General features: G+C 43.5%; 13 protein-coding genes. 7 read left to right on the forward strand and 6 right to left on the reverse strand.

Features of this window, described 5'->3' with window-relative positions; translation table 11 throughout:
* Nucleotides 1-113: 113 nt before the first annotated feature.
* Entirely contained in the window at nt 114-569 is a 456-nt protein-coding gene (locus IQ259_RS24640) for a restriction endonuclease (protein ID WP_339383821.1), read from the forward strand.
* 177 nt (nt 570-746) lie between these two features.
* Here the strand turns inward: IQ259_RS24640 and IQ259_RS24645 are convergent, their stop codons facing one another.
* Nucleotides 747-1997 carry an HhoA/HhoB/HtrA family serine endopeptidase gene (locus IQ259_RS24645; protein WP_193888643.1) on the reverse strand — a complete coding sequence of 417 codons (1251 nt, stop codon included), beginning with the start codon at nt 1995-1997 and terminating at the stop codon, nt 747-749.
* Nucleotides 1998-2210: 213 nt separating this feature from the next.
* The gene (locus IQ259_RS24650) at nt 2211-3059 is read right to left on the reverse strand and encodes a M28 family peptidase (RefSeq protein WP_193888654.1); all 849 of its coding nucleotides are present in this window, start codon (nt 3057-3059) and stop codon (nt 2211-2213) included.
* A gap of 324 nt (nt 3060-3383) precedes the next feature.
* On the opposite strand from IQ259_RS24650, the gene dnaK reads away from it, so the two are divergent.
* Entirely contained in the window at nt 3384-5465 is a 2082-nt protein-coding gene (gene dnaK, locus IQ259_RS24655) for a molecular chaperone DnaK (protein ID WP_193888644.1), read from the forward strand.
* Between the two features lie 169 nt (nt 5466-5634).
* Nucleotides 5635-6633, forward strand: a complete 999-nt coding sequence (locus tag IQ259_RS24660; RefSeq protein ID WP_193888645.1) for a DnaJ C-terminal domain-containing protein — start codon at nt 5635-5637, stop codon at nt 6631-6633.
* Nucleotides 6634-6663: 30 nt separating this feature from the next.
* On the opposite strand, the gene IQ259_RS24665 is transcribed toward IQ259_RS24660, so the two are convergent.
* Nucleotides 6664-7545 carry an Rpn family recombination-promoting nuclease/putative transposase gene (locus IQ259_RS24665; protein ID WP_193888646.1) on the reverse strand — a complete coding sequence of 294 codons (882 nt, stop codon included), beginning with the start codon at nt 7543-7545 and terminating at the stop codon, nt 6664-6666.
* Nucleotides 7546-7768: 223 nt separating this feature from the next.
* Here IQ259_RS24665 and IQ259_RS24670 point away from each other — a divergent pair, with 223 nt between their 5' ends.
* Both IQ259_RS24670 and IQ259_RS24675 read left to right on the forward strand, forming a co-directional pair.
* Complete coding sequence (locus IQ259_RS24670; RefSeq protein WP_193888655.1) at nt 7769-8314, forward strand: J domain-containing protein; 546 nt, start codon at nt 7769-7771, stop codon at nt 8312-8314.
* Between the two features lie 24 nt (nt 8315-8338).
* On the forward strand, nt 8339-8611 hold the full coding sequence (locus IQ259_RS24675) for a DUF3143 domain-containing protein (protein WP_193888647.1): 273 nt from the start codon (nt 8339-8341) through the stop codon (nt 8609-8611).
* Between the two features lie 193 nt (nt 8612-8804).
* Here IQ259_RS24675 and uppS read toward each other — a convergent pair whose 3' ends face one another.
* From uppS to lysA, 3 genes are all read right to left on the reverse strand, one after another.
* Complete coding sequence (uppS, locus tag IQ259_RS24680) at nt 8805-9554, reverse strand: polyprenyl diphosphate synthase (RefSeq protein ID WP_193888648.1); 750 nt, start codon at nt 9552-9554, stop codon at nt 8805-8807.
* Entirely contained in the window at nt 9551-10495 is a 945-nt protein-coding gene (gene cdaA / locus IQ259_RS24685; RefSeq protein WP_193888649.1) for a diadenylate cyclase CdaA, read from the reverse strand. The genes uppS and cdaA overlap by 4 nt, the downstream gene beginning before the upstream one ends.
* Nucleotides 10496-10718: 223 nt before the next feature.
* Nucleotides 10719-12125, reverse strand: coding sequence for a diaminopimelate decarboxylase (gene lysA / locus IQ259_RS24690; RefSeq protein ID WP_193888650.1), 1407 nt, complete (start codon nt 12123-12125; stop codon nt 10719-10721).
* A gap of 187 nt (nt 12126-12312) precedes the next feature.
* Between lysA and rimI the strand changes: the two genes are divergently transcribed.
* A complete protein-coding gene (gene rimI / locus IQ259_RS24695) occupies nt 12313-12861 on the forward strand; it encodes a ribosomal protein S18-alanine N-acetyltransferase (RefSeq protein WP_193888651.1) in 549 nt (182 codons plus the stop codon).
* Nucleotides 12862-13261: 400 nt separating this feature from the next.
* On the forward strand, nt 13262-15733 hold the full coding sequence (locus IQ259_RS24700; protein ID WP_193888652.1) for an ATP-dependent Clp protease ATP-binding subunit: 2472 nt from the start codon (nt 13262-13264) through the stop codon (nt 15731-15733).
* Nucleotides 15734-16026: the final 293 nt, after the last annotated feature.

Genomic DNA, 16026 nt, shown 5'->3' on the forward strand with positions numbered 1-16026 from the left:
TATCCCTCAACTTTCATTGGGATTTGCTAAACTTCAAGCCATTGTTTATAGGCTCACTTCCCCAATTTTTATATTCCTAACTCACCCTGAATTCTATTTTTCCTCTGCCTAAAGTGACACAACAGGGTTATGAAACAGGTCAAGGCGAAGTGGATGTTCTTGCCGCTTCTGATAGGTTTGTCTATCACCGTTGGCAAATTCAGTGCAAAAATACAAAGCGTGTTGATGTTGATGTTTTGGCGAAAGAAGTAGGGATGACCTTTGTAACTGGTGCTGATGTGGTAATGGTTGTGACTACTGGAGAATTTACAAGAGATGCTTTCCAGTATGCCTACCGCATGATGGAGGTTTCCAGATATTACATGATATTGCTTCAGAAAGAAGATATTGAAGCGATTAAGCAAGATAGAACAAGTATTATCCAGATACTTGACCGTAAAGCCCGCCGAGTTTTTGCGAAGAAAGAACTTGGCATGACTGACGAGTCAGTCGATCAGGTAGAGGAAGAAATTGCTACTTTAAGTGACTTTGATGGAAATGATTATCCAGAAAATCCTATAGAGCTATAGAGAGTGTATCTGTAACCTTTCCAGAGAAAAGTTAAGTTTTAATATTTAAAATATTTCTACTTGTCTAACTGTCCACATAACATCATATTTACAACAGGGAAGCCCTTTTTTACTGCCTAAACAAGCTAGTTATTGATGGATTGTAGAGACGTTGCAATGCAACGTCTCCAAATCTTGTTACTGCACCTGAGATGGGAAAGTACCAGGTCGTACAGATAAATTTAGGGTTTGTCCCTGACGGCGTAACTCTAGACGCACATCTCCCCCAACTTGGCTGTTGTCTACTGCCTTCTGTACACTACTAGGCTCTGTAACAGCATTACCATTGAGCTTTTGAATAACATCACCTGCTCGTATTCCGGCTTTCGCTGCCGGTGAATTAGGCATAACTTGTACAACTAAAACACCTTTATCTTCAACAATTCTCAAACCACTGTTGGGGTTGGAATTGATATTTTGTTTTAATTGTGGTGTTAACCCAATCATCTGAATTCCCAAATAAGGATGCTGTACTTTGCCTGTAGCTATCAGTTGATTGGCAATTCGTTGTGCTGTGTGAATGGGAATAGCAAAACCTAAGCCTTGCGCCCTTTGAATAATAGCTGTATTCATCCCAATTACTTCACCACGGGCATTAAGTAGCGGCCCGCCAGAATTACCAGGATTAATTGCTGCATCAGTTTGCAGAAACTCTACTCGTTTATCAGGTGCGCCAATTTGATTACTGCTGCGTCCAGTAGCACTGATGATGCCTGTAGTAACAGTATTATCCAATCCTAAAGGATTACCGATCGCGATCGCCCAATCTCCGGGTTGCAATCGCTCTGAATTACCTAAGGCAACTGTCGGTAAATTATTGGCTTGAATTTTTACGACCGCCACATCAGTTAATCCGTCTTTCCCTAATACCTTACCTTGAAAAGTACGCCCATCTTTGAGGGTAACTGCCACCATATCAGCACCATCAACAACATGAGCATTGGTCAAAATTTGACCATGACCACTAATAATAAACCCGGAACCAGTACCTTGTTGTACTCTTTGTTGTGTTTGTGGAAGTTCTGAGCCAAAAAAGCGGCGGAAAAATGGGTCGTTGAATTCTTGTGGTAATCTGGTTCTCACCGTGCGGGATGAATTAATTCGCACGACTGCCGGGCCTACCTTGTTTACTACCTGAGTTACAAAAGTCGGGTCTGTACCAGCTACTATGGGCGGTGCAGCATTAACTCGACTCAATGCCAAATTTGACGCACGTTCCGTTACCTGTGGCTGATGGTTAGCTAGATAACCACCAGCCAATGTCATACCAGACCCTAGGAACACTAGTGATAGAGAAGCTGCTGTTTTCTTCCAAGGTGCTTGTTTGCGTTCTTTGGTATCCGAATTGCTATTTAATGGGTTATTTCCGTCTGGTACTTGATTTTGCATTGCCGTCCGAAAGGTTATTTGAATCTATTACTAATTTAGACAGCGTTTATTACACTTTTGTTACGGGGTTATAGCGCTAATATGAAAATTTCTTTGTCATTAGTCGAATAGTCGCCTATCAAGCCAAAATTGACAAATTATACCTGACGCAAAGAGGCACAGATGCAAGAACGTGGATAATCTTTAGCCACTATCCATTTTTCCAATTTTTTTTTATAATCGCCTAATACCCAATTCTAAACCTTGGCAGACACCTGTGAGAAAATCTAAATCTAAGGTGGCGATCGCATCACTAGGTTTGTGATAATGGGGGTTACGTAAAAATGCCGTATCTGTCACCATAATTGCGGGATAGCCTAAATCCCAAAACGGTGCATGATCACTGAGTCTAGTTTGAGCCACAATTAAGCCTCTGTTTGGGACTGGTAGCCACTGACTGGGTACACCTACTTTCCGAATACTCCGACTCAGGCTAATTAAGTCACGGATTGTCCGCAAATTCCCAATTAAAGCCATAAAATCACCTTGATTTGGATAAAATTTTTCCAATGGACGAGGATAAACTTGCGAACCTGGGGTAGAGTCGCAATAACCAAGCATTTCTAGAGATATCATTAAGCGCAGTGGTTGCTGTTGTTGACGCAACAAAGCTGCATATTCAGAACTTCCCAGCAATCCATATTCTTCCATATCAAAAGCCACAAGCCGCAAGGGATATTTAGCTGGTTCCGCCGCAAATATTCGCGCCAATTCTAGTAACACCGCTACACCTGTAGCATTATCATCCGCCCCTGGTGTTCCTGGAACAGCATCATAATGTGCGCCAATTAAAATTGGTGGTAAATCTTGATTTTTGCTATTTGCTTGGGACGATAAATTTAAAATCAGGTTATGGCAGGTTTTCCCTCTAACTCTAAAGGTGTGGATTTCCACACTTCCCCATTGGGCAAATTGTTGCCGAATGTATTCTTGGACAAAAAAATGTCCAGCATTTGCCATGAAAGGATCGCGTTCTCGGGCGATTTCATGCAGATGATTTCGTAATTGCTCTTTTAAATTCAAAGGCTGCAAGTATTCGTCAAATAAACTTCTTGATGTAGTGAGTAAGTCAAAAATCAATTAGAGAAGAGTGGATTACCCAACTTGAAGCACTGATAAAGTAGATTTTTTAAACTATGGAGATTTAAAGCTACTTGGACATACTCAGCATTGTGAATGCTATCCTAGTTTTGCAACTAGCTCCTTAACCTTAAATTTATTCACCTTTTGCCTTAATTGACTATCATACCATTGAGGTGTTTTCCACCAATAGCTTCATGCTAGAGGTAGTCCCGGCCAATCATAATGAATTAATAGATATAAGACACACTAGGAGAAGAGTAAAGCATGGGTAAGGTAGTCGGCATCGACTTGGGTACAACCAACTCAGTAGTCGCCGTAATGGAGGGTGGCAAGCCGGTGGTGATTGCCAATGCAGAAGGAATGCGGACAACACCCTCCGTGGTTGGTTTCAGCAAAGACGGCGAGCGAGTGGTGGGGCAAATGGCACGGCGGCAAACCGTCCTCAACCCGCAAAACACTTTTTTTGCGGTCAAACGCTTCATTGGACGGAAATATGGTGAAATTAGTCCAGATTCCAAGCGTGTACCATACACCATCCGCAAAGACGAAATTGGAAATATCAAAATTGCTTGCCCCCGCCTGAGTAAAGATTTTGCCCCTGAAGAAGTTTCGGCAATGGTACTCAAGAAATTAGCCGATGATGCCAGCCGTTATTTAGGAGAACCAGTTACAGGGGCAGTTCTGACAGTTCCCGCTTATTTTAATGATTCTCAGCGACAAGCTACCCGCGACGCTGGCAGAATTGCTGGTTTAGAAGTGTTGCGGATTCTCAACGAACCCACCGCTGCATCCTTAGCTTATGGATTAGATCGCGGTGATACAGAAACCATCTTAGTCTTTGACTTGGGTGGTGGGACTTTTGACGTGTCGATTTTAGAAGTTGGGGATGGTGTATTTGAAGTCAAAGCTACCAGTGGTGACACGCAACTTGGTGGAAATGATTTTGATAAAAAGATAGTTGATTGGTTAGCAGAGCAATTTTTAGAAACCGAAGGTGTAGACTTAAGACGCGATCGCCAAGCTTTGCAACGTTTAATGGAAGCGGCAGAAAAAGCTAAAATTGAATTATCTGCTGTCAGTGTCACCGATATCAACTTACCCTTCATCACCGCCACCGAAGACGGCCCCAAGCATATCGAAACTCGCTTAACTCGTTCCCAATTTGAAGGTTTGTGCGGCGACTTGGTAGGACGGGTGCGGACACCAGTCAAAAGGGCATTAAAAGATGCTGGACTTAGACCTGAAGATATCGAAGAAGTCGTATTAGTTGGCGGTTCTACAAGAATGCCAATGGTGAAGCAGTTAGTCCGTGATTTAATTGGCATTGAACCCAATGAAAATGTCAACCCCGATGAAGTCGTAGCAGTTGGCGCAGCTATTCAAGCAGGTATCTTAGCAGGGGAACTCAAGGATATACTGCTATTGGATGTTACACCTCTATCTCTGGGCTTGGAAACCATCGGCGGCGTGATGAAAAAACTGATTCCCCGCAACACAACCATCCCAGTCCGCCGTTCTGATATCTTCTCTACCTCAGAAAATAACCAAAACACCGTGGAAATTCACGTAGTCCAAGGTGAGCGGGATATGGCATCAGATAATAAATCCCTAGGAAGGTTTAAGCTGTATGGCATCCCACCAGCACCACGGGGGATTCCTCAAGTACAAGTATCATTTGATATTGATGCTAATGGGATTTTACAGGTAACAGCCTTAGATAGAACCACAGGACGGGAGCAAAGTATCACCATTCAAGGCGCTTCTACCTTGAGCGAATCTGAAATCAATCGCATGATTCAGGATGCTCAGAAATATGCTGATGTCGATCGCGAACGGAAAGAACGAGTTGAAAAGCGTACCCGTTCGGAAGCGCTGATTTTACAAGCGGAACGACAACTCCGAGAAGTAGCCCTAGAATTTGGAATGCAATTTGCTCGCAGTCGTCGCCAACGCATTGATAATATTTGCCGCGAACTCAAAGAAAGCCTACAAGGAAACGACGATCGCGGAATTGACCAAGCTTACTCCGACCTCCAAGATGCACTTTATGAGCTAAACCGAGAAGTCCGTCAGTATTACGCTGAAGACGAAGACGATGACTTGTTTGGCACAATCAAAGAAATCTTCAGAGGAGGTGATAAAGAACGAGAACGAGAAAGGGAACCAGATTACTACCGAGACAACTACCGAGAACGGGATTCTTATGGCAGAGAATACAGTAGAGATAACGGTAGAAACTATGGTAGAGAAAGCCGTTCATCTGCTTATGACAGCCGCCCTACTCGCAGATCATCTCGTCCTAGCTATCAAGATAATTGGGATGAAAATGATGATGATTGGTTGTAATACTCCTCATAAGTGGTAACAACCGCCTTTACTTGGGTTATAAAGTTGATTCCAAATGCGGATTTGGTAATTGGTGATAAGTAATAAGTAATTAGTAAATGATCCTACTGGTTACTTAATAATTATTACCAACATCTAAAATCTAAAATCTAATTTTAAATAACTGACTATGCAAAATTTGCAGAATTTCCGCGATTACTACGAGATTTTGGGAGTAACTAAAGATGCCTCTAATGAAGAAATTAAAAAGAATTATCGGCGATTAGCTAGACAGTATCACCCCGACTTGAATCCAGGTAACAAAGCTGCCGAAGAACAATTTAAAGATATTGGTGAAGCTTACGAAGTTCTTTCCGACACAGCCAAAAGAGCGCAATACGACCAATTTAGTCGCTATTGGAAGCAAAAAGGATTTGCAGGCAAACAAACACCAAAAACAAAAGCTTGGGAGGAGACTCGCCCTAGCGATCGCAGCAATGGCAATCAAAATGTTGATCCCAGCCAATTTGCTAATTTTGAAGACTTTGTTAATCAAGTCGTTGGTGTTGGTAGTCGTCAAAGCAGCAAAAACAGTACTACCACTAAAACCGATCCGTTTCGTTCTCCGAACAGCAGAGTTGAATACACAGTTCCAAAAAATCCCCCAAAACCCAGCCGTCGGGATATTGAAGCCCGATTAACCTTACCATTAGAAAAAGCTTATCAAGGTGGTAATGAGCGCATTCGTTTAGAGGATGGGCGATCGCTAGAAGTAACAATGCCTCCTGCAATGGTTACAGGCCAAAGTATCCGCCTAAAAAACCAAGGTATCGGCGGCGGCGATTTGTACCTGAAAATTACAGTCGAGCCGCATCCCTTATTTAAGCTAGAAGGCATCAATATAGCCTGTCAAGTACCAGTGACTCCCAGTGAAGCAGTACTAGGTGGATCTGTCGAAGCACCTACCCTCGACGGCCCAGTCAAGATGGCCATCCCACCAGGAGTCAGGTCTGGTCAAAGATTCCGCTTGGCAAATAAAGGCTACCCCACCGAAAACGGCAAACGTGGCGATCAATTGGTCGAGATCCAGATAGTTACCCCAAAAAATATTAGCCCTGAAGAAAAAGAACTTTACGAAAAAATCCGCCAAATCGAAACTTTTAAACCCCGCGCTGATTTACTAAGTTAGAGTCTTCTATATCTCACTTCAGGAATTGCCCTACAGCAATTGCCGCAACTCCTCGATTGTATTTACAGTTTTAATAGCTTGTTGAATAGCTTTTAATCGCTGTAAATCACTGATTTGGGAAATATTCGGCATCAATTCTAAACTGGCATTGCCGAACTTAATCTCTAATGCGAGTTCAATACCTGAAAATAATTCCTGTCGTCGTCCACGTTCCTCACCCCGCGCCTCACCCCGTGCTTCGCCCCGCGCCTCACCTTCGCGCAAAATTTCTTGATACCAAGGAGACTCACGTAACACAGTCATATCCCACCTCATAATTTCTTGAACTAATGCACTTTCTAAAACAAACGTAGCAAAAAAAGCTAAGACAGTTTCTAATTGGTTTAGCTGTTCGTCAGCACGAAGAAGTTGCAGTGCTTCTCGGATTATTAACTCATTTTCACCGCCTTTGAGAATCGGTACAAATGGAAGTAGAGATGGTATGGGTTGTTCCAAGACAATATGCACATCAACTTCCCACAGATTAATAACGCGATAATCTTGCGACGCTTGTAATCCTGCAAAATTGGATTCAAATCTATTCGGGATTTGTTCGTTAGTAGTCTTGAGAATATTAATTAAAACGGGATAAGTTGGTAGACTATATTTTTCCTCTGCCAGCGCTGTATATGCACGCATCCGGCGTGGCATTTGCGGTTTATAGCGTAATTGTAGTTCGTTAAGAACGAGAAATTCACCGTACTCAGAACTAGTAGCACGAATTAATACATCACTTTCACGACTGATCCATTGAAATTCGGAATTAAGGATTTCCTCTGCAACAACATCAGGAATGCTTGTGACCCATTTTACCCAGTTATCAGGTGCAAGGCTAATTAATCTTTTAGTGCTGACATCTGCGGGTTTTGTCATTGGCGGCTATGAGATCAAGACAATGCTTGAGAAAATTATGCGATCGCACAATTAGAGGCTATCATCTCAGATTGACGTAAAATGGGTCAATACAGATTTTTGTAGGTATGTTAACATTGCTACGCTGTTTACTGTTCAGTAGATCAGGCTGTGCGACTCAAGATTACAATATTAGAAAAAACTCGATCGCAAACTGCAAACAGCTGTGAATCAAAACGGGGCTATGCCACAAAGTAGTGAAACCTCCTACTACTCCCTATTAGGACTGCATCCCTCAGCGTCGGTGATTGACATTCGTCGTGCTTACCGAGAACTAAGCAAGCGTTATCATCCTGACACCACAGAATTACCTGCTGTCCTCGCTACTGCTAAATTTCAGCAAATTAATGAAGCTTACGCCACTTTAAGCCATCCAGAACGGCGACTCAGCTATGACTTGAAAATCGGTTATTCCCGCTTTGGCGTGATTCAAGCACCTGCTGATTTGCATCATCCTGTACGTTATGCTTACGACTATTCAAAATCAGCTTACTTGGATGCCAGCGATCGCCCCCTCTCTTCTGGGGAAATCTTTGCTTTATTTATCCTCGGACTGACCTTTGTGGGTTGTTTGTTATTGGCGATCGCTATAGGATTAGCTCGTGGTGAGGCTGCTTTTCAAACACAATCACCACAACCAACTCCCACATTAGAACAGCCAGTTTCCTATCTGGAAACATCTACTATCCCTGGGGATATTAAAAATTTTAAATTTTTAATATTAAAATAAACACTCCTCTCATCCAAAATTTCTATGTCTTTTCTTCCCGCTGATACCCCTTTATATAATCATCCTCTGCCACAAATTGAGCAATGGTTAAAAGAACAAGGTTGTCAACAAGATGAAACACAACGTCATTGTTGGCATTTGCAAAGACCTAGTTGGCAAGCTGAACTCTGGCTGGATATTGAGCAAATCGTAGTCCGATATCTCGAAGCAGGAGATAATGGGCAAGATGTCCAACGCTCATTTAAGTATTCTCTTAGCCGGGAAGATATAGAACAAGCTGTGTTTTCTGGGCCTTAAATCAAAGTCTGAAGGATCAAGTCTAAAAAAGTAGAAAAAAGTCTGAAGTCTGAAGGATGTAGAAGCTTTTAGAGGCTTGCCGCAGGTTAAAAACTAAAGAACGAAATTTATATTTCACATTTCACACTACCCTGCGGGAACGCCTGCCGTAGGATGCCCTTAGGGCTGTAAGGCGAACACACTTCAGACTTCATCACACTTTCCCAAATCTTCGCTCCCGTTGCTGGTAAGCACACAAAGCCCGGTGAAACTCAGCCCGATCAAAATCAGGCCAAAGAGTCTCAGTAATGTAAATTTCCCCGTAAGCCATTTGCCATAGTAGGAAATTCGAGAGGCGCATTTCACCACTGGTGCGGATTAATAAATCGGGGTCATCAATTCCAGCCGTATATAAGTGGCTTTCAAACACTGATTCATCAATTTCATCAGGTTTGAGGATACCTTGCTGAACTTTGTGGGCGATCGCGCGGCAAGCTTGTAAAATCTCCTGCCGTCCACCATAATTAGTTGCCACAGAAAACCGAATACTGCGATTATTTTTAGTAGCTTCCATTGAGCGGGTAATTTCTTCTTGGAGCGATTTCGGTAACGCCTGCAAATTTCCCACAAACTGAATTTGCACGTTTTCCTCAACCATTTCCCGCAGTTCTTGGCGTAACACTACTTGGAAAAGAGTCATCAAAAAATCTACTTCTTCCTGCGGTCTTTTCCAATTTTCCGTGGAAAAAGCATAAGCTGTCAGAGCCTGAATACCCCAGTCTTTGCAACAACGCAGCAAATCCTTCAAGGCATCTACGCCACGCTTATGACCCATTATTCGCGGTAAACCTTGACGTTTAGCCCATCGACCATTGCCATCCATGATCACCGCAACATGTTTGGGCAGTAGTTCCCGTTTCAAGTCAGGGGGCAAATATTGTAGTTCAGTGTGTTGTACAGTCATTTTTTATCTCGAGAAGCGGTCGTTCGCGTAGCGTGTCGAAGACATGGTAATCCGAGTAAACGTGAAACCATTACTAGTGCCTTATTTCCAATCTGACGCACCCAACTCAATAAACCAGGAGCCACAGCTTCCCGATCCACAGTTGGAGATAGTCGAGCCTCCAACGACTCCTTGAGTTTCCTAATTGTCAGTGGTCTATTTAGGGTTCCCCGTTCCGCTAAGGAAATAGAACCCGTTTCTTCTGATACAACGACACAAATACAATTTTCGACCCGCTCAGTAATTCCCATCGCTGCCCGATGGCGTGTTCCCAACTGGCGCGAGGCTGTGCGTCCCGAAAGTGGTAAAATTATACCTGATGACACAATCCGTGAACCACGAATTAAAGTCGCCCCATCGTGTAACAAAGTTTTTGGCTGAAAAATTGTTTGTATCAGTTCCTTAGAAACTTCAGCATTCAGCTTCACTCCAGGTACAGAAAAATCCCGCTCGTCAATTGGTCTAGTGGTTTCTAATATTAGCAAAGCTCCAATTCGGTTTTTTGAAAGTTCTTTAACCGCTTCCACGATTTCATCAATCACACTATCAGATTTGGGGATTGTCAAACTGGATGTTTGAAACAACTGGCGTAATTCACCACGTCCTAATTGTTCCAAAAATCGGCGAAACTCCGATTGCAGAGCCACTGCCATCGCTACTGCACAACCAATCACTAACTTTTCTAAGACAAAATTTAGCAGAGGTAAGCCCAATCTACCGCTGAGTGCCGATGCCAGCATTAAAATAATAAAGCCCCGTACCATCCACAGTGTCCGGCGCTCGCTAATAATGACTAGTATCATGTACGTTAGCGCCAGCACTAATACAATATCCAGAGTCCCAATTAGCAAGGACTGCGACCATCCTAGGTTTGTCAGCCAATGCTTTGACCAATCTTTCATGACATCTGGAATCAAGTATGAAGTATGAAGTATGTTCGCCTTACAACCCTAAGGGCATCCTACGGCAGGCGTTTCCGCAGGGTAGTGTGAAGTTATGAAGTATGAAGTGTGAAATATAAATTTCGCCCTTGGGTTTTTAACCTAGCCTGCGGCAAGCCCCTTCTCTACGAGAGGCTACGCCAACGGGTCTAGAGCTTTTCAGCTTTCATACTTCATACTTTTTTCAGACTTCAGACTTCTTAAGTCTTTCTGGTAGGCAATCTTGGCGAATCAAATCCTGATAAGTTTCGCGTTGCAAAATTAAATTTGCCTCGCCATTTGACACTACTACTGCTGCGAGTCGGGGTAAGCGGTTATAGTTGGATGCCATACTGTAATTGTACGCACCAGTTCCCATAACTACGAGGATATCTCCTGGTTCCGTTTTCGGTAGTTGGGCATTCTTAATTAGGATATCGCCTGATTCACAATGTTTACCAGCTACTGTGACTGTTTCTGTAACACTAGCAGACATTTTATTGGCAACTATAGCCCGATAAACTGACTGGTAAGTAATTGGTCGGGGATTATCTGACATTCCACCATCAACAGATAGGTAGGTACGAATTTCTGGTACTACTTTGGTTGCACCAATTGTATAGGCAGTGACACAAGCTGTAGCAATCAGCGATCGCCCTGGTTCACATAATAGCCTTGGTAAAGGCAAACTTTCCGCAGCACAAGTTTCTTGCAGAACTTCACAAATTATCTTTACCCAATCTTCAATACTGGGTGGATCGTCTGATTCTGTATACCGAATACCTAAACCACCACCGATATTTAGTTCGGTTAAATTTAAACCATACTTAGCAGTATCACGGAACCACTGCACCATCACAGCGGCTAAGTCTCGATGGGGTTGCAGTTCAAAAATTTGAGAACCAATGTGAGCGTGCAAACCCACGCAATTCAAAGAAGGTTGTTTGCTGACAAAGGTAAATACTTCATCTAATTCGTTGGGATCAAAGCCAAACTTACTATCTAAGTGTCCGGTGCGAATATATTCGTGGGTGTGGCATTCAATACCAGGTGTTAAACGTAGCATGATGCGAATTGGCTGGGAATTTTGGGTTAATTCCACCAAATTATGTAATTCTTGCCAGTTATCTACGACAATTGTGACACCCGATTCAATTGCCAAAACTAGCTCAGACTGTGATTTATTATTGCCGTGGAGGTAAATTTTATCAGGACTAACGCCAGCATTCAAAGCTGTGTAAAGTTCACCACCAGATACTACATCTATTCCCAACCCCTCGGAGGCGGCGATCGCACAAACAGCTAAACAATTCCACGCTTTAGAAGCATATAATACCTGTGATTCACCTTGGTAATATTGCTTAAAAGCATCTCGGTATTGCCGACAAGCGGAACGGAGAGTTTCTTCATCTAAAATATATAGAGGCGAACCAAACTGCTGAACTAGCGTTGTGACATCACACCCACCAATTTCCAGACAATCATGAGTGTTAACTTTGGCCGTTAAGGGTAACAATTCCTGGTTAGGTGAAATATTTTCGGTTGGGTTGTGCTTTTGCGGCAAATACTGACTACCAGTATGTTGAACCTCAGTGGGGTGAGTCGATACCATAACTATATAAATTGTCCTTGTTCAAATTAAGGGCGTGAGTAAGTCTCCCGATTTTCAGTTTACCAACACAGTGATGAGTGCTGAGTAAAGTCAAAAGTCCGAGAGAACCTTCGCACAGGCGTAAATTAAACCTTAAGTTAGAATCTGCTTTCAACTCAGCACTTTCAACTCAGCACTTTTAATCAATGTGATTTCATCAGACTTAAAATTGCGGCCGCTAACAACAGATGACTTGAGTGCAATACTAGAACTGGATCAAGCTTGTTTTGGCGGTCTTTGGACAATGGAGGGCTATCAACGAGAGTTAGACAGCCCTAACAGCGAATTACTCGGTTTGTTTTCGCCATTATCCACTATTAAACTTTTGGGTATGGGTTGCTTTTGGTCGATTTTAGACGAAGCCCACATTACAATTTTGGCGATTCATCCCCAATATCATCGTCAAGGGTTAGGACAAGCTTTACTGTATGCTCTCCTGAAGACAGCTTGCGATCGCGGTTTAGAGCGAGCCACCCTGGAAGTCCGAGCTTCTAACCTTGCTGCTATATCCTTATATCAGAAATTTGGCTTTAAAACCGCAGGGCGGCGACGGCATTATTACAAAGATAACGGAGAGGATGCCTTAATTCTTTGGTTATCAGAGTTACAGTACCCACAGTTTCAACAGACTTTAGACAACTGGTATATCAACGTTAGTCAGCAGTTGAGTCAGTTCTCTTGGCAGTTAATTAGCTAGAAAGTCAAGAGTCCATAATAGTTGATTTAGATTCTTGACCATCGATAAATTATGAATTCATTAAAATATCTAATGAGTATTTTTTTTTTGTTTTAAATAAAAAATCTTTTCCGGATATTTTTGACTTTTGGAGTCAAACTATGCTAATAATAAGTATTTGTGAATGGTAAAATAACACCATAATAACAGCGGCTAATTACATGTCATCTAGCTTCAAAAGCTGGTAAATCAAAGCTCCTCAACACAATAGCCGCAGGACAACCAATAAACAGTTAACAAGTTCAGCATCAATTTGGGTAGTCTCCCCCGGATATCTATATATCTGTGATACAGACACCCAAAACCTTAGCCTGTGCTAAAATCAGCGTACCGGCACGACGCAGGTGATGGGAAAAATGCCATGTTTGAACGCTTCACAGAAAAAGCCATTAAGGTAATCATGCTGGCCCAAGAAGAGGCCCGCCGTTTAGGTCACAACTTTGTGGGAACCGAACAGATCCTCCTGGGTCTGATTGGGGAAGGCACAGGAGTTGCGGCCAAGGTGCTGAAATCAATGGGTGTCAATCTCAAAGATGCCCGTATTGAAGTAGAAAAAATTATAGGTCGGGGTTCTGGCTTTGTGGCTGTGGAAATTCCGTTTACGCCACGGGCAAAGCGGGTTCTAGAACTATCCCTAGAAGAAGCGCGCCAATTAGGGCATAACTACATTGGCACCGAGCATCTGCTGTTGGGCCTGATCCGGGAAGGGGAAGGTGTAGCAGCCAGGGTGCTAGAAAACCTTGGGGTGGATCTATCTAAGGTAAGAACCCAAGTCATTCGGATGCTGGGAGAAACAGCAGAGGTTTCGGCGACCGGGCAATCGGGACGCACTAAAACTCCTACCTTGGATGAATTTGGCTCGAACCTAACCCAGATGGCGACTGACAATAAACTTGATCCAGTCGTAGGACGCGCAAAAGAAATTGAACGCGTGATTCAAATCTTGGGCCGCCGGACAAAAAATAACCCAGTGCTGATTGGTGAACCAGGGGTTGGTAAAACTGCGATCGCTGAAGGTTTAGCGAGCCGCATCGCCAACAAAGATGTCCCCGACATCCTGGAAGACAAGCGTGTAGTCACGCTAGATATCGGGTTGCTGGTAGCTGGTACCAAATACCGGGGTGAATTTGAAGAACGTCTGAAAAAAATCATGGACGAAATCCGCTCTGCGGGTAACGTCATTTTGGTGATTGATGAGGTACACACCCTAATTGGTGCAGGTGCAGCCGAAGGTGCGATCGACGCAGCAAATATACTTAAGCCAGCCTTGGCTAGAGGTGAATTGCAGTGTATCGGTGCAACCACCCTCGACGAATACCGCAAGCACATTGAGCGGGATGCAGCCTTAGAACGCCGCTTCCAGCCAGTAATGGTAGGTGAACCGTCAGTCGATGAAACTATAGAAATATTGCATGGACTGCGCGATCGCTACGAACAACATCACAAGTTGAAAATTTCTGATGAAGCTTTAATCGCAGCAGCAAAATTGTCTGACCGTTATATCAGCGATCGCTACTTGCCAGATAAAGCCATCGATTTAATAGATGAGGCAGGAAGCCGCGTGCGGTTAATTAACTCCCAACTGCCCCCCGCAGCCAAAGAGTTAGATAAAGAACTGCGCCAAATCTTAAAAGAAAAAGATGATGCAGTGCGTTCCCAAGACTTTGACAGAGCCGGGGAACTGCGCGATCGAGAAATGGAAATCAAAGCCGAAATCCGCGCGATCGCCCAAAGTAAGACCAACGGTGCAGGTGGTGACGGTGTAGAACCAGTCGTCACCGAAGAAGACATTGCTCACATCGTCGCCTCCTGGACAGGCGTACCAGTCAACAAGCTCACCGAGTCCGAGTCCGAAAAGCTGCTGCACATGGAAGACACCCTGCATCAGCGCTTAATCGGTCAAGAAGATGCGGTGAAAGCAGTTTCACGGGCAATTCGTCGCGCTCGTGTCGGTTTGAAAAATCCCAACCGACCCATCGCCAGCTTTATCTTCTCCGGCCCAACTGGTGTAGGTAAAACTGAGTTGGCAAAATCCTTGGCTGCATACTTCTTCGGCTCTGAAGAAGCAATGATTCGCCTGGACATGTCGGAATATATGGAACGTCATACCGTCAGCAAGTTGATTGGTTCGCCTCCTGGTTATGTTGGTTATAACGAAGGCGGTCAATTAACTGAAGCTGTGCGCCGTCGTCCTTATACTGTGGTGCTGTTCGACGAAATCGAAAAAGCCCACCCCGATGTCTTCAACATGCTGCTGCAAATTTTAGAAGACGGTCGGTTAACTGATGCCAAAGGTCGCACTGTTGACTTCAAGAACACCTTGCTGATTTTGACATCCAACATCGGTTCTAAGGTAATTGAAAAAGGCGCTTCCACCATCGGCTTCGAGTTCACCGAAGATGCTGGCGAATCGCAGTATAACCGGATTAAAACTCTGGTTAATGAGGAACTCAAGCAATACTTCCGTCCAGAATTCCTCAACCGTTTGGATGAAATCATCGTCTTCCGTCAACTCAACCGCGAAGAAGTCACACAAATCGCCGACATTATGCTCAAAGAAGTGTTTGGTCGCCTGACAGAAAAAGGTATCGCCTTAGAAGTCACCGAACGCTTCAAAGACCGCCTCATCCAAGAAGGTTACAGCCCCAGCTACGGCGCAAGACCATTACGCCGGGCAATTATGAGGTTGCTAGAAGATAGCCTAGCAGAAGAAATTCTGTCTGGTCGCATCAAAGATGGCGATACAGCCGTCGTTGATGTCGATGAAAACGGCAATGTGCAAGTTAGTTCTCAACAGCGCCGGGAATTAATGCCTCAAGCAATTGAGTCGTAATTAACGTTTGGGATTGAATCTCAAATAGATATTAGAAAACGGTAGAGGATCATTTTATCTACCGTTTTTCTTTTTTTTGATTCTATTGATATCAGTAGACCTCTTGCATAAATATTTTTTTGTTTCGCGCAAAGGCGCAAAGGCGCAAAGACATTCGTGCAAATAGCCCTCTTCTGTCACTTTCCGAGTATTCTGAATAAAAGGATGAAAAGAAAAAACTCTGGAAGGAAAGTAGGGCAATGGATGTAGAATTACAAATTCTTAAACATTTGGCAAGAGATCCTCATCCAACA

This window comes from Fortiea sp. LEGE XX443 (assembly GCF_015206815.1).
Taxonomy (GTDB): Bacteria; Cyanobacteriota; Cyanobacteriia; order Cyanobacteriales; family Nostocaceae; genus Nostoc_B.